This is a genomic window from Streptomyces sp. RLB3-17 (assembly GCF_007113425.2).
Taxonomy (GTDB): Bacteria; Actinomycetota; Actinomycetes; order Streptomycetales; family Streptomycetaceae; genus Streptomyces; species Streptomyces mirabilis_D.
The window spans coordinates 6815001-6835882 of record NZ_CP041610.2 but is presented as its reverse complement, the minus strand read 5'-3'; the positions used below and the strand labels follow the sequence as shown (position 1 = coordinate 6835882).

18 protein-coding genes are annotated in these 20882 nt (G+C 72.0%); 4 read left to right on the top strand and 14 right to left on the bottom strand.

From position 1 onward, the window contains the following. Positions 1-162: 162 nt before the first annotated feature. From FNV62_RS31050 to FNV62_RS31040, 3 genes are all read right to left on the bottom strand, one after another. Entirely contained in the window at positions 163-804 is a 642-nt protein-coding gene (locus tag FNV62_RS31050) for a helix-turn-helix domain-containing protein (protein ID WP_143627851.1), read from the bottom strand. Between the two features lie 269 nt (positions 805-1073). Then, positions 1074-1541, bottom strand: coding sequence for a DUF3017 domain-containing protein (locus FNV62_RS57630; protein WP_097289151.1), 468 nt, complete (start codon positions 1539-1541; stop codon positions 1074-1076). A 253-nt stretch (positions 1542-1794) separates the two neighbouring features. Continuing rightward, positions 1795-2649: a bifunctional methylenetetrahydrofolate dehydrogenase/methenyltetrahydrofolate cyclohydrolase gene (locus FNV62_RS31040; protein WP_054233749.1), complete on the bottom strand. Its 855-nt coding sequence runs from the start codon at positions 2647-2649 to the stop codon at positions 1795-1797. 280 nt (positions 2650-2929) lie between these two features. On the opposite strand from FNV62_RS31040, the gene FNV62_RS31035 reads away from it, so the two are divergent. Continuing rightward, entirely contained in the window at positions 2930-3538 is a 609-nt protein-coding gene (locus FNV62_RS31035) for a proline-rich domain-containing protein (RefSeq protein ID WP_060898689.1), read from the top strand. Positions 3539-3701: 163 nt separating this feature from the next. On the opposite strand, the gene FNV62_RS31030 is transcribed toward FNV62_RS31035, so the two are convergent. After that, positions 3702-4133 carry a peptidase inhibitor family I36 protein gene (locus FNV62_RS31030; RefSeq protein ID WP_060898688.1) on the bottom strand — a complete coding sequence of 144 codons (432 nt, stop codon included), beginning with the start codon at positions 4131-4133 and terminating at the stop codon, positions 3702-3704. A gap of 224 nt (positions 4134-4357) precedes the next feature. Here FNV62_RS31030 and FNV62_RS31025 point away from each other — a divergent pair, with 224 nt between their 5' ends. Then, a complete protein-coding gene (locus FNV62_RS31025) occupies positions 4358-5512 on the top strand; it encodes a helix-turn-helix domain-containing protein (RefSeq protein WP_143602679.1) in 1155 nt (384 codons plus the stop codon). Positions 5513-5567: 55 nt separating this feature from the next. On the opposite strand, the gene purH is transcribed toward FNV62_RS31025, so the two are convergent. Both purH and purN read right to left on the bottom strand, forming a co-directional pair. Continuing rightward, positions 5568-7157 (bottom strand): bifunctional phosphoribosylaminoimidazolecarboxamide formyltransferase/IMP cyclohydrolase, encoded by a 1590-nt coding sequence (purH, locus tag FNV62_RS31020; RefSeq protein WP_054233753.1) that lies wholly within the window; start codon positions 7155-7157, stop codon positions 5568-5570. Next, complete coding sequence (gene purN, locus FNV62_RS31015; RefSeq protein WP_060898685.1) at positions 7154-7774, bottom strand: phosphoribosylglycinamide formyltransferase; 621 nt, start codon at positions 7772-7774, stop codon at positions 7154-7156. Before purN ends, purH begins: the two co-directional genes overlap by 4 nt. Before the next feature lie 465 nt (positions 7775-8239). Here purN and FNV62_RS31010 point away from each other — a divergent pair, with 465 nt between their 5' ends. Continuing rightward, positions 8240-9085: a hypothetical protein gene (locus FNV62_RS31010; RefSeq protein ID WP_143627849.1), complete on the top strand. Its 846-nt coding sequence runs from the start codon at positions 8240-8242 to the stop codon at positions 9083-9085. A 201-nt stretch (positions 9086-9286) separates the two neighbouring features. Here FNV62_RS31010 and FNV62_RS58055 read toward each other — a convergent pair whose 3' ends face one another. Beyond that, on the bottom strand, positions 9287-9748 hold the full coding sequence (locus FNV62_RS58055; RefSeq protein ID WP_413083924.1) for a hypothetical protein: 462 nt from the start codon (positions 9746-9748) through the stop codon (positions 9287-9289). Positions 9749-9810: 62 nt separating this feature from the next. Continuing rightward, positions 9811-10845, bottom strand: a complete 1035-nt coding sequence (locus FNV62_RS31005) for a DUF6350 family protein (RefSeq protein ID WP_318658507.1) — start codon at positions 10843-10845, stop codon at positions 9811-9813. Positions 10846-10971: 126 nt separating this feature from the next. On the opposite strand from FNV62_RS31005, the gene FNV62_RS31000 reads away from it, so the two are divergent. Next, positions 10972-12204 (top strand): helix-turn-helix domain-containing protein, encoded by a 1233-nt coding sequence (locus FNV62_RS31000; protein WP_143627847.1) that lies wholly within the window; start codon positions 10972-10974, stop codon positions 12202-12204. A 78-nt stretch (positions 12205-12282) separates the two neighbouring features. Here FNV62_RS31000 and sucD read toward each other — a convergent pair whose 3' ends face one another. The 6 genes from sucD to FNV62_RS30970 form a co-directional block, all read right to left on the bottom strand. Beyond that, a complete protein-coding gene (sucD, locus tag FNV62_RS30995; protein WP_075028438.1) occupies positions 12283-13167 on the bottom strand; it encodes a succinate--CoA ligase subunit alpha in 885 nt (294 codons plus the stop codon). 21 nt (positions 13168-13188) lie between these two features. Further along, the gene (gene sucC, locus FNV62_RS30990; protein ID WP_060901446.1) at positions 13189-14367 is read right to left on the bottom strand and encodes an ADP-forming succinate--CoA ligase subunit beta; all 1179 of its coding nucleotides are present in this window, start codon (positions 14365-14367) and stop codon (positions 13189-13191) included. A gap of 710 nt (positions 14368-15077) precedes the next feature. Next, positions 15078-16025: a hypothetical protein gene (locus FNV62_RS30985; RefSeq protein WP_143609028.1), complete on the bottom strand. Its 948-nt coding sequence runs from the start codon at positions 16023-16025 to the stop codon at positions 15078-15080. 104 nt (positions 16026-16129) lie between these two features. Beyond that, positions 16130-17338, bottom strand: coding sequence for a VWA domain-containing protein (locus tag FNV62_RS30980; protein ID WP_097285918.1), 1209 nt, complete (start codon positions 17336-17338; stop codon positions 16130-16132). Then, complete coding sequence (locus FNV62_RS30975) at positions 17335-19719, bottom strand: DUF5682 family protein (RefSeq protein WP_144315705.1); 2385 nt, start codon at positions 19717-19719, stop codon at positions 17335-17337. The genes FNV62_RS30980 and FNV62_RS30975 overlap by 4 nt, the downstream gene beginning before the upstream one ends. Then, the gene (locus tag FNV62_RS30970; protein ID WP_097285916.1) at positions 19716-20882 is read right to left on the bottom strand and encodes an ATP-binding protein; all 1167 of its coding nucleotides are present in this window, start codon (positions 20880-20882) and stop codon (positions 19716-19718) included. The genes FNV62_RS30975 and FNV62_RS30970 overlap by 4 nt, the downstream gene beginning before the upstream one ends.

The window sequence follows — 20882 nt, the reverse complement described above, 5'->3', positions numbered from 1 at the left end:
GCCAATCGGACCCTCGTCCTCCGCAACAGGACGTCCGATACCGTCCCGATTGGCCACGCTATCCGGGTTGTTGGGATGGATCAGGGTAAATCCTTGAACTTGTCAAGACATCGACACAACGGGAACACAGGTGCGACCTCACCCGTCACGAGAACGCTCAGCTCACCCGAGGGTGACGGCACCCACGACGGCGGCGAGGAGGATGACGACGGCGAGGAGGGCCGCGTAGAGGAGGAGACGGGGCGTACGGAGCCCGGCGGGCCGCCGGGACGACTCCTCGTCGAGCAGGTCCCACCACGGGAGCGTGGGGTCCTCCTCGTAGCCGTCACGGCCACGCGCGGCGGAATCGGCGCGCGCGACGGGAACGCCCTGCACGGCAGGGACGGGGGCTTCGGCGCCGGGAGCGGTTTCGCCGCCGGGGACAGAGACGGGGCCGGGGACGGGGCCGGGGACGGGACCGCCCGCCGGTACCCGTACGGGCGGCACGGACGACACGGGCGGCACGGGCGGCACGGGCGGCACGGGCTCGCGCGGCCAGGCCCGCACCGCCAGTTCCCAGCGCACCCCGAAGCGTTCGGTCTCCTCGCCCGCGACACCCGCGACCCGGCACAGGGCGACGACCGCCTGCCGCGGCGGCGGCTGGCTCGCGTTGAGGTAGCGCTGCCAGGAGGACTTGCTGTACGCGGTGCGCGTGCCCAGCGCGACCAGGCTCATCCCTGTGCGGTCCTTGAGCAGCCGCAACTGCTCGACGAAGTGCCGTACCTCCGCCGGAAGCTCCTCCGGCAGCGGCTGCCAGGCACTCATCGCTTCACCCACCTCCCGCGGCGCTCACCAGGCGCCCCGTGTCGTTCCCTGTGAGCGATTGACGGCGCCGGGCGGTGGACGGTTCCCGTCACGTGGCGCGGACACCGTGGCGGAATGGTCACTTCCGTGCCACAGGGAACTGACAGCTGTTGTACAGGCGGTGCCTGTACAGAAGGGTTGACCCGGGCGGTCCGACCGCCCGGCCGCGGCCCGTCCTTACTCGGGGGAGGGGACGGGCCGCGCCCTGCTTCAGGGCATGCGCGGGGGTCTCAGCGGACCGTGAAGTGCAGCGTGTCGTCCAGGAACGGGATGACCAGCCACGGGTTGGGCTGTGCCATCAGCGAGAGCAGCACGATGGCGACGCCCAGCACGCCGTACGTGAGCATGTCCGTGAAGCGGGAGCGGACCGCGAGCATGCCCACGTCGGGCAGCATCCAGCGCATCACGGCACCGGCCAGCAGCGCGGCGCCGATCAGGATCGTGCCGAGCCGGAACACGTCGAGGGCGGTCAGCAGCAGGCCGAGTCCGACGGCCGACAGCACGGCGAGGATCGGCCACTGGCGGGCCGGGGCCGGGGCGTCGCCGCCCGCCGCCCGGCCGCCGCCCTCGGGCCGCGCGGTGTCCCTCGTGAACAGGGGGAAGCGCCGTGTGGTGCGGCGCGGCTTCCCCTCGGCGTCGGGCGCGCTCACGGCGTCGAGCGCACCCGGCTCGCTCTCGGCACCCTCCGCCTCCCGCACACCCGCCACGCCGTTCACGGCCCCCGCCTTCCCCGAACCGGCCACGCCGTTCACCGACCCCGCCTTCCGAGGACCGGCCTCACCGTTCAAGGACCCCGCCTCCCGCACGACGGACTCACCCTTCCCAGCCCTCGCCCTCCGCACGGCCGACCCGCCGTTCGCGGACGCGGCTCCCCGTACGGCCGACTCGGCGTCGGAGCCGGTGTCGGCGTCGGAGCCGGTGTCGCGGGCCGCGGCGTCCTCGGGTCCGCCGTCAGCCGACACTGCGCTCCGCCGCTTCCACCACGTTGACCAGCAGCTGGGCACGGGTCATCGGGCCCACGCCGCCGGGGTTCGGGGAGATCCACGCGGCGACCTCGGCGACGTCCGGGTGGACGTCTCCGACGATCTTGCCCTCGGCGCTGCGCGAGACACCGACGTCGAGGACGGCGGCGCCCGGCTTCACGTCCTCGGCGCGGATGAGGTGGGCGGACCCGGCCGCGGCGACGATGATGTCGGCGCGCTTCAGGTGCGCGGAGAGATCACGGGTGCCGGTGTGACACTGGGTGACCGTGGCGTTCTCGCTGCGCCGCGTCAGCAGCAGCGGCATCGGACGCCCGATCGTCACCCCGCGGCCGACGACCACGACCTCGGCGCCCTTGATCTCCACGCCGTAGCGGCGCAGCAGGGTGAGGACGCCGTTGGGGGTGCACGGCAGCGGGGCCGGCTCGTTGAGGACCAGCCGCCCGAGGTTCATCGGGTGCAGGCCGTCGGCGTCCTTGTCCGGGTCCATCAGTTCCAGGATGCGGTTCTCGTCGATGCCCTTGGGGAGCGGGAGCTGGACGATGTAGCCGGTGCACGTGGGGTCTTCGTTGAGTTCGCGCACCACCGCCTCGATCTCCTCCTGCGTGGCGGTCGCGGGCAGTTCACGCTGGATGGAGGCGATACCGACCTGGGCGCAGTCGCGGTGCTTGCCCGCGACGTACTTCTGGCTGCCGGGGTCGTCGCCGACCAGGACGGTCCCCAGGCCGGGCGTGACGCCCTTCTCCTTGAGGGCCGCCACGCGGGCGGTCAGATCGGACTTGATCGCGGCTGCGGTGGCCTTGCCATCGAGAATCTGGGCGGTCATGGCCCCATCCTCGCGGATGACCCGCTCCCGGTTCCAATCCGGGCGCCCCTTTCCCCCTGTGACCAGCCGAGATCAGCCGAGATCAGCCGTGATCAGCGATGTTGCACTTGCACAACACCTGCACAACACCATCGGAAGGGCTCTGGACAAATAAGTAAGGCATTGAGAACGATGAACATCACAGTGCCGCGGACAGTACCGGGGGGACGGACCGCTCTGTAGAACTCTCCTCCGCACCTTGCCGCGCGTCCCCGCACCAGGCAACGGAGGAACACCCGCCATGAGTTTCGGCGACCCGAACAACCCCTACGGTCCCCCGCAGGGCCAGCCGGCCGGCTACCCGCCCCAGGGCCAGCCCGGCTACGGCTACCCCCAGGGCGCGCCGCAGCAGCCCGGTTACGGCTACCCGCAGGCCCCGCCGATCGGCCAGCAGCCGTACGGCGGCTACCCCGGCGGCCCGATGGAGATGCCCGGCACGGTCAAGGCCGCGCGCGTGATGCTGTTCGTCATCGGCGGTCTCCAGGTGCTCGGCGCCATCCTGATCGCGATCTCGGCGCTCGCCGTCTCCGCCGCGAAGAACAACGCGGACCTCAAGAACGACGTCCAGTTCCAGCAGCTCGCCGACTACTCGGCCGGTGTCCTGTGGGGCATCACGGTCGCGGTCCTGGCGTGGGGCGTCTTCGCGATCTGGCTCGGCGTCAAGTGCGCGAAGGGCGGCAGCGGCGTCCGCATCGCCGCGCTGGTGTTCGGCATCCTCACCGCGATCCTCGGTATCTACCCGTTCATCGTCATCGGTCTGGTGCACACCGTGCTCGCCATCCTCATCGCGGTGTTCGTCGGCAAGGCGGACGGCGCCGCCTGGTTCGACCGCCCGAAGTACTCGGCCTGAGGCCACCGGCGGCACGGCCGCCACGAGGCCGACTCCGAGGCCGAGAAGGCGACTTCCCGCCATTCGATTCACTCCGAGGGCCGCCGGAACGGCGGTGGTCTCCGCCCCTCCCCCGAGGGGGCCGGAGACCACCGCCGCGCCCGTGCGCGAGCCGCCCTGTGGGTCAGCCGCAGTTACCGGTGATCCACTGGTGGGACCGCACCTTGTAGGTACCGGCGAGGTTGCCGCCCTGCTGCTGCCGGGTGCAGCCGATCCGGCCGTTGTAGTTGGTGTTCGCGTAGAAGGCGACACCGCTGTACGACCCGGTGCCGGCGTTCCACACCGACTTCACGTTCGTCGTGGCGGCCCAGGAACACTTGATGGCGCCGCTCTGCCAGTCGGGGTCGGCGACGCTCCACGAGCACTTGCTGCCGGTGAAGTTGAAGCCGGTCCAGAAGCAGACGTCACCCGACGCGCAGTCCACGGCGGCGGCCGAGGCGGGTGCCGCCGACGCGGAGGCGGGCAGGGCCAGCGTGGTGGCGGCCGCCGCGCTGACGGCGAGGGTCGCGAGCAGCGGGGAGAGTCGGCGCGGACGACGTGTCACGGAAAGGTTCATGGGTCTGTTTCTCCTTGCGATGCGGCTGCTGGTGGTCGGACAGCCAGAAGGTGGCAACGCGTGTCCCGGCCGGGCAAGGAGACCGGGCGGGCTGGGACGCCGGGACGGCCGGACGCCCGCTACTTGGCGCGTTATCTAACCCCTGGGACGGCCGTGGGACGGCTACTGTGTCCAGCCACTGCAACGTCTGACCAGCGTGCCGTAAGTGCCAGGGGGGAACCGCGATGCCCGCGTGCCCGGAAACCGAACGGTTCGCCGCGCTGTTGCGCTCGCTGAAGAACCGGTCCGGTCTGAGTTACGAGGCCCTCGCCAAGAAGACCGGCACGGCCGGATCCACACTGCACCGCTACTGCCGCGGCACTTCGGTGCCCCAGGACTACGGCAGCGTGCACCGGTTCGCCACCGCCTGCGGCGCGACCCCGGACGAACTGCGGACACTGCACCGGCAGTGGGCCCTGGCCGACGCCGCCCGGACGGAACCGGGGACGGGGACGGGAACGGAGGCCGACGCAGACGTTGTCGAGGGCGTCGAGGGCGTCAAGGTCGTCGATCTCGTGGACAGTGACGGCGCCGAGGAGCCGGAGGCCGTGGAGCCGGGAGCGGCGGATCCGAAAGCGGTGGAGCCGAAAGCGGTCGAGGTCGGGCCCGTTCGGCCGGTCCGTCAGGGCCGTTTCCGTCTTGACCAGTTCCGGCAGGGCCGGTTCCGTGTCGTGGTGATCGGCGCCGTGGTCCTGACGCTCGGTGTCTCCGCCTGGGCCCTGACGACCGATCACCCGTCGTCCGGCAGCAGCGGCGGCGGCTCCGCGGCGGACGGCCGTCTGCTCTTCTCGGCCGCCTGTCAGCCCGTGGTGGCCATGGGCCAGCACGACGCGTGCGTGGGTGAGGTACAACGGCTGCTGCACGCCAAGGGCGCGGACATCGACGTCGACTCGGACTTCGGCCCGCAGACGCTGCGCCGGGTCACCGCCTTCCAGGTGTACAGCGGTCTCCAGCCCAACGGAGTCGTCGGGGACGCCACCAAGAAGGCGCTCTACACCTCGAACGTACGCATGACCGTCTGGCCGCCTGCGAAGGTACGGCAGCACATCCGCGCGGTCTTCACCGACGCGCCCGACGCGGCGGTCGCCATCGCGGACTGCCAGTCGTTCCTCGACCCGCTGCACATCCTGCCCAACACCAACGGCACCCGTAACTGGGGTCTGTTCCAGATCTCCGACCTGCGCCTGCGCGAGCTGGGCGGGACCCCGCGTCAGGCGCTGGACCCGGAGTGGAACATCAGGGCGGCCCAACGCCTCTGGAGCAAGAAGCGCGACTTCCACGACTGGCCGAACTGCGAGCGCGCGGTCAAGGGCGCCGCCACCACCGCGCCGGCACGGTAGCGGCGGCCCACCGGAACCCCGGTGGACCGCCGCGCACGCACCGACCTGCCGCGGATCAGTGGAAGAAGTGCCGCGTCCCCGTGAAGTACATGGTGATGCCCGCCTTCTTCGCGGCGTCGACCACCAGCTCGTCACGGACCGAACCGCCGGGCTGGACCACGGCCCTGACGCCCGCCTCGGCGAGGATCTCCAGACCGTCGGGGAACGGGAAGAACGCGTCCGAGGCCGCGTACGACCCACGGGCCCGCTCGGCACCCGCCCGCTCGACCGCGAGCTTCGCGGAGTCGACGCGGTTGACCTGGCCCATGCCGACGCCGACCGAGGCGCCGTCCTTGGCGAGCAGGATCGCGTTGGACTTCACCGCGCGGCAGGCCCGCCAGGCGAAGGCCAGCTCGTCGAGCTCGCCCTCGTTCAGGGCGTCACCGGTCGCCAGGGTCCAGCTCGCCGGGTTGTCGCCGTCGGCCTGGAGGCGGTCGGTGACCTGGAGCAGGACGCCGCCGTCGATCGGCTTGAGCTCGGTCGGGTTCGCGGGCGCGCGGTGGGCGCGCAGCACGCGGATGTTCTTCTTCTTGGTGAGGGCTTCGAGGGCGCCGTCCTCGTACTCAGGCGCCACGATGACCTCGGTGAAGATCTCGGCGACCTGCTCCGCCATCTCCTTCGTGACCGGCCGGTTGACCGCGATCACACCGCCGAACGCGGACAGCGGGTCACAGGCGTGCGCCTTGCGGTGCGCCTCGGCGACGTTCGAGGCGATCGCGATGCCGCACGGGTTGGCGTGCTTGATGATCGCGACGCAGGGGTCCTCGTGGTCGTACGCGGCACGGCGCGCGGCGTCCGTGTCCGTGTAGTTGTTGTACGACATCTCCTTGCCGTGCAGCTGCTCGGCCTCCGCGAGACCGCCGGCGCCCGAGGTGTAGAGGGCGGCGGGCTGGTGCGGGTTCTCGCCGTAGCGCAGGGTGTGCGCGCGCTCCCAGGTGGCGCCGAGGAAGTCGGGGAACCGGGAGGCGTCGACGGGGGCGTACTCGGAGGCGAACCAGGAGGCGACGGCGACGTCGTACGCGGCCGTGTGCTGGAAGGCCTCGGCCGCGAGCCGCTTGCGGGTGGTGAGGTCGAAGCCGCCGGTCTTCACGGCGGAGAGGACGTCGCCGTAACGGTGGGGGCTGGTGACGACGGCCACGGACGGGTGGTTCTTGGCGGCGGCACGGACCATCGAGGGGCCGCCGATGTCGATCTGCTCGACGCACTCGTCGGGCGTCGCGCCCGAGGCGACGGTCTCACGGAAGGGATAGAGGTTGACGACGACGAGATCGAACGGCTTGACGCCCAGCTCTTCCAGCTGCCGCTGGTGGTCGGGCAGACGCAGGTCGGCGAGGATGCCGGCGTGGACCTTGGGGTGCAGGGTCTTGACGCGGCCGTCGAGGCACTCGGGGAAGCCGGTCAGGTCCTCGACCTTGACGACGGGGACCCCGGCCGCGGCGATCTTGGCGGCGGTGGAGCCGGTGGAGACGAGCTCGACACCGGCCTCGTGGAGCCCGCGGGCGAGCTCTTCGAGCCCGGTCTTGTCGTAGACGCTGACGAGCGCGCGCCGGATGACCCGCTTGGTGCCCTCGGTGCTCTCGGCCGTGACTGTGCTGTCGGCGGTCACTGGATAACTACCTTTCGTCCCTCAATGCGATAGCCGTTGCGGGCGAGCCGCCCCACGACATCGACGAGCAGTCTTCGCTCGACTTCCTTGATGCGCTCGTGCAGAGCGCTCTCGTCGTCCTCGTCCCGGACCTCCACCACGCCCTGAGCGATGATCGGTCCGGTGTCGACGCCGTCGTCGACGAAGTGGACGGTGCAGCCGGTGACCTTCGCGCCGTACGCGAGCGCGTCGCGTACGCCGTGGGCCCCCGGGAAGCTGGGCAGCAGGGCGGGATGCGTGTTGACGAACCGCCCACCGAACCGGGCGAGGAATTCCTTCCCCACGATCTTCATGAACCCCGCGGAGACCACCAGGTCGGGCTCGTGGTCGGAGACGGCCTCGGCGAGCGCGCCGTCCCACTCGTCGCGGGTGTCGTAGTCCTTGACGCGGCGGACGAAGGTGGGGATCCCGGCCCGCTCGGCCCGGGCGAGCCCTTCGATGCCGTCGCGGTCGGCGCCCACGGCCACGATCTCGGCCCCGTAGGCCTCCGGCCCGGCCGCGGCGATGCCGTCGAGCAGTGCCTGCAGATTCGTGCCTGATCCGGAGACCAGCACGACGAGGCGCTTGGTCTTGGCCACGACGGGGCCCTTTCTCGGGGGAGCGTTTGTACGGTCGTACGAATGCTTCGCGCCCCTGGATACAGGGAAGTCTACAAAGCGGCCGACCGTCAGCAACGATACCGGCACACCGGGCGGCCCCCACGGGACGGGGGCGTGGCCGGAAGGTAGCGTCTGCGGTGGATCCTCCCGGGAACACCGTTCGGCACGGGGAACGCCCTGTGCGCTTGGGACGTTGACCTGGGACGGGTAGAACGTTCGGGGTACGAGCCCCGGGGGCGAACGTCCGGGGCGCGGGTCTCGGACGGAAAACCCGGGGCAGGGACTCCACGGAGCGGTATCCGGGGCGAGAATCCCGGGTCCCGATCCTGAAAACGAACGCCCGGGGTGCGAGCCCCGGGCAGGACGCTCGGGGTGCGCGTCGCGAGCACGATGCCGTGTGGACACGCCGCCCGCCAGAACCACCAAGGGGAAGACGCACACCTGATGCCGGACCGCAGTCTCCGACTCCCTCCGCTGCTGCTGCGCGAGCGGCACCCTTCGCCTACCCCGCCGCGGGAGAGCGGGGACACGCCCGCGGGTGGGAACGGTTCCGCGGACGGACGCGGCCCGGACACAGACTCCGGCACGGGCTCCGGCTCCGGCTCCGGCTCCGGCTCCGGCTCCGGCTCCGACGACAATCCCTTCGCTCCGCCGCCGGAGGGCACGCCCGACCGCCCCTGGCAGCCTCGACGTCCCACGTCCGGCCAGGGCCCGAACGAGAACGACGGTTCCGGCCCCGGGTCCGACCCCGGACAGTCCCCATGGGGCAGTCAGTGGAGCGACCGGCAGCCGGGGCGTTCGTCCGGTGGCGGTTTCGGCGACCGTCCCGGGGCTCCGCACGGTCAGGGTGGCCCGGAAGGTCCCGGCGGTGGGCCGGGCGCGGGCATGCGCTGGGACCCGACGGACCCCGCCCAGCGCCGCGCGCGCTACGCGCTGCTCTCCGGAATGTGGGCGTTCTTCTTCGCCCTGTTCAGCTGGCCGTACGTGGCGCTGCTGCTCGGTGCGCTCGCCGTGTACTGGGGCGTCAGCGCACTGCGCGCCAAGCCGCGCGCACAGGACCCGGACACCCCGGCCCCCGACGCGAACACCCGCCCCCAGACGACCGCCGCGGTCAGCGGCCTCGTCACCGCGTCCCTGGCGATCATCATGGTCGCCGCGACCTTCACCGCGCAGCTCGTGTACAGCGACTACTACTCCTGCACGAACGACGCCCTCACCAACTCCGCCAAACAGTCCTGCAACGACCTCCTCCCGAAGGACCTGAGGGGCGTCTTGGGGACACGCGGCTAGCGCAAACGGGAGATGCGGGCATGGTCCCGCGCTGAAAAACGCGCCCCGTCAGGGGCGCGGGGAACGGCGCGCCCAGACCCCACCCACCCACAGCAAATCAGCCTGCCCCCGCCCGGGGGCGCAGCCCCGGGCGGGGTCTGGGGCGCAGCCGAGAGCTTGGTGGAGGGTAGGGGCGGCGGGGGCGAGGAAACCGAGGGCCGCTCACTCACTCCATGTCATCGGAGGGCAAGAGGTCGTACGGCTCCAGGCTCGGATCCCGAGCCGGGACCGACCCCGAAGCCGGACCCGCCCCCACCGTCGAAACCGCCCCCACCGCAGGAGTCGGCTCCTCCTTCGGCGCCGGCTCCACCGGACCCCCCCCAGCACGCGACCGCCCCGCCCAGACCCTCCACGAGAACCACGACCGCCACGCCCCCCACGAGGGCCACGAGGGCCACGAGGGCCACGAGAGCCGAGAGCGCCACGAGGTTCGAGAGCGCCACGCAGGCCAGGAAACCCCCGTCTCCGCCAAAGCCCCCACCCCCACAACCCCACCCCCGCAGGAACCCCCACCCCCACCGTCCACACCACCGCCGCTCCCCCCACCTGCCACCACACCGGCCCGAAGTGAGCCAACGCCGCCACCCCCAACGGCCCACCCGCCACCCCGGCCAGCACCGCCATCACCAGCCTGCACCACACGGCCGCGACCCCCACCCCCAGCACGACCCGCCCCCGACCAGGTCTCACGACCCTCCCCGGCGCGCCCCCGCGGTCACCAGGAACCACGCCACCGTCACCCCCGCCACCACCGGCACCCCCATCCCCATCTCATTCCACACCGCCCCGGGCACCGGCACCGCCGCCAGCAGCGGAAACGCCGGCAGCAACGGCCCCGGTCCCGCCGCGGACAACGGCCCCGCGACATGCCCGGCCCCCAGCACGACCCCGGGCCCGAGCCCGTACGCGGCCCCCCACACCGCCGCGTTCGGCACCAGCGCCAGACAGAGCAGCAGTACCGCGAACCGCCCCGACCACACTTCGGTGAGCTGCGGGAACGAGTCCCGGACGGCATCGCCGTGCCACACCAGCGACGCCGCCACCAACAGCGAGCCGCCCCCGACGAGCACCGCCGCCCCGGCCCCGGCCGCCCGCGCGGAGGCCCCGAGGAATTCGGGCGGGCAACGGCGTACGCCGGCGGGCAACACGGCGAGCAACCGCCGGACCCGTCCGAGCTCGGGGAAGCCGGCGCGCCCGTACGCCGCCCACACCCCCACCCCCGCCGCACTCCCGGCGAGCAACGGCAGGCATCCGGCGGTCCACACCCACGACGGCCGCAACTCCCCGCCCGAGCAGTACAGCGCCGCCGCCAGTCCGACCGTCAGATAGCCCCCGACGACCCCCGTCCACACCGTGCCCGGCTCCGCCTCGGCCCCGGCGTCCGCCACGCCACGCACCGCCCGGTACAGCAGCCACACGGGCAGGACGACCAGCAGCAGCGGTGTCACACCCACCGGCATGGGCAGGCCCGACAGGGTCTCGGTGCGGACCAGCTCCACGCCGTGCGCGAGCAGCCACAACGCGGCGGCCACGTGCAGCGATCCGCTCGGTCCGCTGTCCGGATAGGGCGAGCTGATCCACAGCATCATGACGAGGACGGCGAACGAGCCGAGTCCGAGCCCCGCCGCGAGGGCACCACCCAGGAGGCTGGCGCCCAGTCCGGATGAACGCTGGCGCATCCGGGTGAGCAGGGGCGGCAACGACAGCCTGCGGTCGGTCATTTGGGTCACGCCCGCCATGTTCCCAACGACACGCGCTTTCTCGTCGTAACAGGCGAACCTCGGATGTGTCGCTCAATATGCAGCTATGTACTTTTTCGTACTAAGGGGCACCCTATGGGGTCCGACATGACACGCACCCCTGAGACCCCGCTGCCCTCCCCCAAGGAGTGCCGCCGCCTGCGCGAGGCCCAGTCGCTGAGCCAGGCCGACGTCGCGGCCGCGTTGGGCGTCACCCGTGCGACGGTGCGCTCGTGGGAGAACGGCCGTACGACGCCACGCGGCACCAATCGGGATGCGTATGTACGACTGCTGGCGGGCGCCGAGGAGGTGACCCCCCATCAGGAGAACCCGGCTCCCGCCCTGGTCGGCGCCGCCATCGGCCCCGTACAGGCGTCCCCCGACCGTGCCGAACCCGCCCCCGAGCCGCCCTCCGAAACCCCGTCCGCCTCCGAACTCGCCCCCGAACCCGATCCCGAACTCGGCCCTGATCCCGCACGCGGCCCCGAACCCGAGCTCGGCTCCGAGCTCAGCCCCGAAGCCGAACCAGAACCCCTTTCGCCCTCCCTGACGCCCGATCAGGCCTTCGACGCCCTCTACGCGTTCTGCGCCCCCGCCCTCGTACGGCAGACCTACCTGCTCACCGGGCGGCGCGAACTGGCGCGCGAGTCGGTGGAGTGCGCCTTCCAGCTGGCCTGGCACCGCTGGCCCGAGGTGGCCATGGACCGCGATCCGGCGGGGTGGGTGCGGGCGACGGCGCACGAGTTCGCGCTCTCGCCCTGGCACAGGCTGCGCCCCCGGCACCGCAACCCGGAGCCGCCGCCCGCCGCCCCCGCGGATCGCGCGCTGCTCGACGTACTCCTGCAGCTGCCGCCCGTGTACCGGCGGACCCTGCTGCTCTACGACGGGGTCGGGCTCGATCTGCCGGAGACCGCGGCCGAGACGGAGGCGAGCACGCCCGCGGCGGCCAACCGGCTGCTGCACGCACGCGAGGCCGTGGCCACGCGGCTGCCGGAGCTGGCGGAGCCGAAGGAGTTGCACCGGCGACTCGCCGAGGTCGCCTCCGCCGAGCGGCTGCACGCCGCGAAGCCCACCACGGTCCGCTGGGGCGGAGAGCAGCGCGCCCGGCACTGGACCCGCGCCGCCATCGCCTTCACGGTCGTCCTCATCGGCGCCACGACACTGACGCTCCGTACGGCCCCGGACCACTACGAGCCGCCGCTGGCGCCCGGCGCCACGGTGCACGGGGTGCCGCCCCGGGTCGCACCCGGACCGCTGTCCGCGGAGGAGCTGGCCCTGCGCGCCAAGCTCAAGGGGGAGACGGTCAGCGGGCCGGAGCGGCTGGTTCCGGAGGCAGGCTGAGCCGGGTACGACGACGGGCTCGCACCCCCGTGGGGATGCGAGCCCGTTCAGTCCGGAGAAGGTCCAGCCCGGAGAAGGTCAGCCGGCGAGGATCTCGCGGGCCAGCTTCGCCGTCTCGGTCGGCGTCTTGCCGACCTTGACGCCGGCGGCCTCGAGGGCCTCCTTCTTCGCGGCGGCCGTGCCGGAGGAGCCGGAGACGATGGCGCCGGCGTGGCCCATGGTCTTGCCCTCGGGCGCGGTGAAGCCGGCGACGTAGCCGACGACCGGCTTCGTCACGTTCTTGGCGATGAAGTCCGCCGCACGCTCCTCGGCGTCGCCGCCGATCTCACCGATCATGACGATCAGGTCGGTGTCGGGGTCGGCCTCGAACGCGGCGAGCGCGTCGATGTGCGTCGTACCGATGATCGGGTCGCCACCGATGCCGACGGCGGACGAGAAGCCGATGTCACGGAGCTCGTACATCATCTGGTACGTCAGCGTGCCGGACTTCGAGACCAGGCCGATGCGGCCCGGCTTCGTGATGTCGCCCGGGATGATGCCGGCGTTCGACTGGCCCGGGGTGATGAGACCGGGGCAGTTCGGGCCGATGATGCGGGTCTTGTTGCCCTTCGACTTCGCGTACGCCCAGAAGGCGGCGGAGTCGTGGACGGCGATGCCCTCGGTGATGACGACCGCGAGGGGGATCTCCGCGTCGATCGCCTCGACGACGGCGGCCTTGGCGAAGGCCGGCGGCACGAAGAGGACGGACACGTTGGCGCCCGTCTTCTCCATGGCCTCGGCGACCGTGCCGAAGACCGGGATCTCGGTGCCGTCGATGTCGACGGACGTGCCCGCCTTGCGCGGGTTCACGCCACCGACGATGTTCGTGCCGTCGGCCAGCATGAGCTTGGTGTGCTTCATGCCCGTGGCACCGGTCATGCCCTGGACGATGACCTTGCTGTCCTTGTTGAGGAAGATAGCCATGGCGGTTGTTTCCCTCGTCCCTTACTTCGCAGCCGCGAGCTCGGCGGCCTTGTCGGCCGCGCCGTCCATGGTGTCCACGCGCTGGACCAGCGGGTGGTTGGCGTCCGACAGGATCTTGCGGCCCAGCTCGGCGTTGTTGCCGTCCAGACGCACGACCAGCGGCTTGGTGACTTCCTCGCCCTTGTCCTTGAGCAGCTGGAGCGCCTGGACGATGCCGTTGGCGACCTCGTCACAGGCGGTGATGCCGCCGAAGACGTTGACGAAGACGGACTTGACGTCCGGGTCGCCGAGGATGATCTCCAGGCCGTTCGCCATCACCGCGGCGGAGGCGCCGCCACCGATGTCGAGGAAGTTGGCGGGCTTGACGCCGCCGTGGTTCTCACCGGCGTAGGCGACGACGTCGAGGGTGCTCATGACGAGACCCGCGCCGTTGCCGATGATGCCGACCTCGCCGTCGAGCTTGACGTAGTTGAGGTTCTTGGCCTTGGCCGCCGCCTCGAGCGGGTTGGCGGCGGCGTGGTCGACCAGCGCCTCGTGCTCCGGCTGGCGGAACTCGGCGTTCTCGTCCAGCGACACCTTGCCGTCGAGCGCGATGACGCGGCCGTCGGCGACCTTGGCGAGCGGGTTGACCTCGACGAGGAGGGCGTCCTCCTTGATGAAGGTGTCCCACAGCGTCACCAGGATCTCGGCGACCTGCTCGGCGACCTCGGCCGGGAACTTCGCCTGGGCGACGATCTCGCGGGCCTTCTCGATCGAGACGCCCTCGTTGGCGTCGACCGGGACCTTCGCGAGGGCCTCGGGGTTCTCCTCCGCGACGACCTCGATCTCCACGCCGCCCTGGACGGACGCCATGGCGAGGAAGGTGCGGTTGGTGCGGTCGAGGAGGTACGAGACGTAGTACTCCTCGGCGATCTCGGGCGCGGTCTCGGCGATCATCACCTTGTGGACCGTGTGGCCCTTGATGTCCATGCCGAGGATGTCCGTCGCCCGGGCGACGGCCTCGTCCGGGGTGGCGGCGAGCTTGACGCCGCCGGCCTTGCCGCGGCCACCGACCTTCACCTGGGCCTTGACGACGGACTTGCCGCCAAGACGCTCGGTCGCCTCGCGGGCTGCCTCAGGCGTGTCAATGACTTCACCGGCCAGCACCGGTACACCGTGCTTGGCGAAGAGGTCCCTCGCCTGGTACTCGAACAGGTCCACGCGCGTCCGTCCCTATCAGTGATCTCGCGGTTCGTTGGATGCGTGGGCGTGCCGCGAAGGGCAACGTGACGTCCGCTGTCACAAGGGTGGCGCACACGGTGTCCGAGCGCGCGGCATGTCCGTCTCGCAGGTTATCGCCGCAGGACGTGGGTCCCTAAATCGCAGGTCACACCTGAGCGGTGATACCTGTCACAGATCTTGCCGGGACGGGGCCTCACCAGGCTGGGGTTTGCCTGGTGAGGCCCCTCGAACAGCCCCTGAGGGGCCCAGGGAGGGTGATCCCCACCCCAATGGGGACCACCCTCCCCATCCGCGGGGTTTCGGTCGGACACAGCCGACGGCTTTCGGCCGTCCGGGGCCGTGGCCCCGCGGAGTCGGTCAGTGGATACAGCGAGCGGTACGGCGGGAGGGGCGGGCAGACGCTGTACGTGTCGTACGCGGCGTAGCGCGGCGCGGACAGCTCGGCGTGACGGACTCGGCCGCACGTCGTCCGCGACGCCCGCCGCGAAGTCGCCGACATTCACCTCGCCGCCGTAGGCCAGACCGGTGGCGCCGGCGGACCCTGGGCTTCCGTCCGGGGACCGGAAAGGGTCCGGATCGGGAGCGGATCGGGAGCGGAAAGAGTCCGGATCGGGACCGGAAAGGGTCCGGACGGCGGGCAGACCTGTTCCGTCCCCGCGCGGCAGGCCGGCCACGGAGGAAGGACCGCCCTAACCGGGGAAGAGCGGAATGTCCCGGTACCTGTCGCGGGTACCGGCCGCGGCCACCGCCGCGGGAGCGCCGGGCACGAGCCGCAGCGGCGCCCGGTGACTCGGAGTGACGACGGCATGAGGATCGCCGTGGCGCGGCGTGCCGCTGTCGACGGCAGCCTGACCGCCCGGCGCGCCCGTGGGATCGCCGGGCGGTGCCTGACGGTCGGGCCCCGATCCCGGCGCCACACCCCGGTGCTCGCCGCGCACGGCGACACCGTCCGTGTCCGTACCGAGGCGAGCGGGGCCGTAGTACGTCGGTCCGACGGTCCCGGCGTCCGCGTGACGCACCACCGCATGCGACATCGAGGGCACGGCACCCGCACCCGAGTGCCGGGGCCCCGAGCCGGCGGACGGAACCTGACCCCCCGCGCCCGGAGCCGAGGGCGGACCGGGCAGCTCGGGCAGGGAGGGCAACGAGGGCTGGGACGGCAGGGACGGCAGGGTCTTCGGCGGAGCCTGGCCCAACTCGCCGGTCACGGTCTCCACGAGATCACCGACCGGCCGTACGACGTGCCGGACGGTGTCGGCCACGCGGGTGACGGTGTCACCGACCTGAGCGACGGTGTCCGTGACGTCGGCGTGAGTGACGGTGTCCGTGACGTGAGTGCGAGTGACGGTGTCCGTGACGCGAGTGACGGTGTGGGCCACCGAGTGCGCCACCGGGAGCGGAGCACCCGGCTTCACCAGCCGTACCGACGAACTCGTCGGAACCGTCGGAACCGTCGGAGCCGTCGAAACCAACCCGTCCGCCGCATGCGCCCGCTCCCCGCAGAGGAGCCCGAGCGCGAACAACCCGGCCACCAGCAGCGCCAGTCGCAGCGCACGTCGCCCGGCCGCCGTGCGCGTCATATGTGTCATGCGCAGAGCGGCACCGGCGAGGGGCAGTTCGGCGGCGGGCGGGGTCAAGACGGGGTGATCCTCCGTGCGGCGGGAAGAGGCGTCGATCCTCGCACGGGTCTCCCGAGGTCGCGCAAGCCCCCTGTCGCCGTCATCGCCGATGGCACGTCTCCTCAGGCGATGTCCGGTATCGGAAGCGGCCGTTTCTCGATCGCCGCCGCCATCACCTCGGGAAACAGGTCGGGCGTACAGGCGAACGCCGGTGCGCCCAGCGCCGCGAGCGCCGCCGCGTGCTCACGGTCGTACGCGGGCGCCCCCTCGTCGGACAACGCCAGCAGCGTCACGAACTGCACCCCCGACGCCTTCATCGCCGCGACCCGCTTGAGCATCTCGTCGCGTATACCCCCTTCGTAGAGGTCGCTGATGAGCACGACCACCGTGTCGGCGGGGCGGGTGATCTGCGACTGGCAGTACGCCAGCGCCCTGTTGATGTCCGTACCGCCGCCCAACTGGGTGCCGAAGAGGACGTCGACCGGGTCGTCGAGCTGGTCGGTCAGATCGACGACGGCCGTGTCGAAGACGACGAGCCGGGTGGCGATGGACCGCATCGACGCGAGGACGGCACCGAACACGGAGGCGTAGACGACGGACGCCGCCATGGATCCCGACTGGTCGATGCAGAGGACGACCTCCTTCTTCACGGACTGCGAGGCACGCCCGTAGCCGATCAGCCGTTCGGGCACGACCGTGCGGTACTCGGGCAGGTAGTGCTTCAGGTTCGCCGCGATCGTGCGGTTCCAGTCGATGTCGTGGTGACGGGGTCTGCTGATGCGCGTACTGCGGTCGAGGGCGCCGGTGAGAGTCGCCCGCGTGCGGCTCGCGAGCCGCTTCTCGAGATCCTCGACGACCTTGCGCACGACCGCCCGCGCCGTTTCCTTCGTCGTCTCCGGCATGGCCTTGTTGAGGGAGAGCAGCGTGCCGACCAGGTGCACATCGGCCTCGACCGCTTCCAGCATCTCGGGCTCCAGCAGGAGGGTGGACAGCCCGAGCCGGTCGATGGCGTCCCGCTGCATGACCTGCACGACGGACGAGGGGAAGTACGTCCGGATGTCCCCGAGCCAGCGCGCGACCGACGGCGCCGACGCCCCCAGCCCCGCCGAACGGTCCCGCCCGGACCGCCCCTTGCCGTCCTTCCCGTACAACGCGGTGAGCGCCCCGTCCATCGCGGCGTCCTGCCCCGCGAGCACGCATCCGGTGCCGTCCGCCTCCTCACCTCCCAGCACGAGCCGCCACCGCCGCAGCCGCTCGTCGGCGGCGTCGGCGGCGTCGGTGGGTCCCGTCGGACCGTTCGATCCGGTCGCTTCCACAGGTGCCGCTGTCATCGGGCCACCCCCGCAAAGTCGTCGTCGTAGGCCTCGCCCAGCCCCAGCAGCAGGCTCAGCACCGGCAGGACCGCGTCGGCGCGCCCGGGGTCGAGGTCGGGCGCGAACCCGGGTATGCCGGAGGCGGCGGCCTCGGCGCTCCCCCGCGCCCCCGGGCCGCGCCGAACCAGCTCGCCCAGCGTTCTGCGCACTCCTGCCTCGTACGCCGAGAAGGTGCGCCGCAGCAGTGGCAGCACATCGGTGAACGCCTCCGTCGGCACCCCGGTCAGCCACGCGTCCACCAGACCGAGCAGCCGCTCGTCGTGCACGAGCAGCATCCCGCCCCCGGAGCCACCGCCGACGAAGCCCTCGATCCACGCGGCCGCGTCCCCCGGCTCCGTACCCGGCGACAGCACGAGACCCATGAGCCGCGCGGCCTCGTCCTGCCCCAACTCCCCGTCGTCCAGCAGCAGTCGTACCGCCCGCCCGCGGATCACCCCCGGCACGGTGTCCCGCCCGGCCAGCACCCGGAGTACGGAGTGCCAGCGCTCGCGTATGCCGCCGGAGGCCGCCGCGCCCGGCTCCCCCAACAGCCCCACCGCGCCGTGCACCGCGTCCACATGGCGTCGCATGTGCTCGGCGGCCTCGGCGTCGATGGCCGCGCAGGCAGGTGGGAGCCCGACGAAGATCCGCTCGGCGAGGCCCACGGCGACGTCCGTGAGGGCGTGTGTGTCCGTGCCGCGCACATCGCCGTACCGCAGCGAGCGGACCAGCGCGGGCAGGGCCTGGGCGAGATGACCGACATCCGCGTCCAGCGCCGCCCGGTCGGCGAGGACCCGCATCACCACGGGCAGCGCGTCCGGGAGTTCGGCGAGCAGACAGCGCTCGGCCAGTGCCGTGACGTCGGCCAGGGCGTGCGCGGCGACGGCGTCCGCCTCGGCCTTGCCGGTCGCCGCCGACAGCACCGTCGTGCCCCAGACCCCGGCCTCAGCGACCCGCACGGACAGCTCCGGCTCCCAGCACAGCCGCCAGGTCTCCCGGAAGGTGCCGGTGCTGCCGCGCGAGGCGGTGGGCTCGCCCCACGCGACACCGAGCAGCCGCAGCCGGTGCAGGAGTCTGCTCCGCCCCGCGTCGGTCTCCCCCCGCAGGTCCAGCTCCAACTCCCGCTCCATCGGCTCGGGTTTCAGCCGCAACCGCTTCTGCGCACGCGCCAGATCGCGCTGCAACGGCACCGCGGGAGCCGACTGGGGCACCTCGCCCAGCACATCGCCGACCACGAGCCGGTCGTGCACGAGCCCCAGTGGCACGTCCGAGCCCTCGCACATCACGGCTCGTACGGCGTCGGTGGTCTCGGTCAGCCCGGGCAGTGGGCGACCGCGCATCGCGGCGAGGGTGTCGGCCAGCCGCACCGCCTCGATGACGTGCGCCGACGACACCATCCGGTCCTCGTCGCGCAGCAGCCGCGCCACCTTCGTCATCCAGCGCTCGACGGGACGGTCCGGAGCGGCGAACAGATGCCCGTACCAACCCGGCGAGTCGATGCCCGCGCCGTACCCGCTGACCCGCGACAGCCTCCGGTGCGTCCACGGCACCCACGTCATGTCGGCCTTGGCCTTGGGGAGCCCCTTGAGCAGCGCCCGATCGGCGGCCACGCTCGGCTTCTGCCGCAGCGCGGGCACGTGCCAGGCCCCGCACACCACGGCCACCTCGTCCCCGAACTCCCGCTGCGCCGCCCGCAACTGGAGCCGCATGTACGCCTCGCGCACCAGGTCCCGGTCGTGTCCCCCGACCCCGTAGACCTCCCGCAGTGCCCCCATCGCCTCCTCCAGCGCGGTGAACGGCGCGAACGGGTCGGCCCCGATCCCGGCCCCGCCCCGGTGCTCCACCACGTCCTCCCACCAGCGCTCGGGATCGTCGTGACCGGCCGTCTCCGCGAGTACGGCGAGGGGGTCGATCCGCACGTCCGCGTCGACGGAACGGTCGGACGCACCGGCCTCCTCCCCCTTCTCCTCTTGCTTCTCCTCTTGCCCCTTCTTCTCCTCCGCCGTCCCCTTCTCCTCTTCGTTCCCCCACGCCAGCGTGTGGGTCGCCGGGAGGTCGATGAAGCGGGCCGGGACTCCGTGCTCCAGGGCCCACCGGATCGCCACCCACTCGGGGGAGAACTCGGCGAGCGGCCAGAAGGCGGAGCGGCCGGACTCGTCCACGACATGGGCGAGGAGTGCGACGGGGGGACGCATGTCCTTCTCGGCGGCGAGCGGGATGAGCGCGTCCGCCTCCGGGGGTCCCTCGATCAGTACGACCTCGGGCGTCGCCGCCTCCAGCGCGGCCCGCACGGCACGGGCCGACCCCGGACCGTGATGCCGCACCCCCAGCAGCAACGGCCCAGCCGCGAAGGTCGTCATGCGCTCACCTCCCGGCAGGCCCGGTAGAAGTCCTTCCAGCCGTCCCGCTCGCGGACGACCGCCTCCAGATACTCCTGCCAGATGACCCGGTCGGCGGCCGGATCACGGACGACGGCACCGAGGATGCCGGCCGCCACGTCGGACGCGCGCAGGACGCCGTCGCCGAAGTGGGCGGCGAGGGCCAGGCCGCCCGTGACGACCGAGATCGCCTCGGCGGTGGACAGCGTGCCGCTGGGCGACTTCAGCTTTGTCCGCCCGTCTGCGGTCACCCCGTCGCGCAGCTCCCGGAAGACGGTGACGACACGGCGGATCTCTTCGATGCCCTCGGGCACGGCGGGCAGGTCGAGGGACCGGCCGATCTGGTCGACACGTCGCGAGACGATGTCGACCTCGGCGTCCGCGCTCTCCGGCAGGGGCAGCACCACCGTGTTGAAGCGGCGGCGCAGGGCACTGGACAGCTCGTTCACCCCGCGGTCGCGGTCGTTGGCCGTGGCGATCACGTTGAAGCCGCGGACGGCCTGCACCTCCTGGCCCAGTTCCGGTATGGGCAGGACCTTTTCCGACAGGATCGTGATCAGTGTGTCCTGCACGTCCGCCGGGATACGGGTCAGCTCCTCGACCCGGGCCGTCATGCCCTCGGCCATGGCCCGCATGACCGGGCTCGGCACGAGGGCGTCCCGGCTGGGGCCGTGGGCCAGCAGCTGCGCGTAGTTCCAGCCGTACCGGATCGCCTCCTCCGGTGTGCCGGCCGTGCCCTGCACCAGCAGGGTCGAGTCGCCGCTGACCGCCGCGGCCAGATGTTCGGACACCCACGTCTTCGCGGTGCCGGGCACGCCGAGCAGGAGCAGGGCGCGGTCGGTGGCGAGCGTGGTGACGGCGACCTCGACGATGCGGCGCGGTCCCACGTACTTCGGTGTGATCACCGTGCCGTCCGGCAGCGTGCCGCCCAGCAGATAGGTCGCCACCGCCCACGGCGACAGCCGCCAGCGGGCGGGCCGCGGCCGGTCGTCCTGCGCGGCCAGCGCGGCGAGTTCGGCGGCGAAGGCGTGCTCGGCATGTGGTCGCAGCGCCTCGTCCGCGCTCTCGCTCACGCCTTCGCCCAGTCCCTCGCTCACGGGCGGACGGACGGTCGTCGGTTCAACGGACGCAACGGGCACGGACAT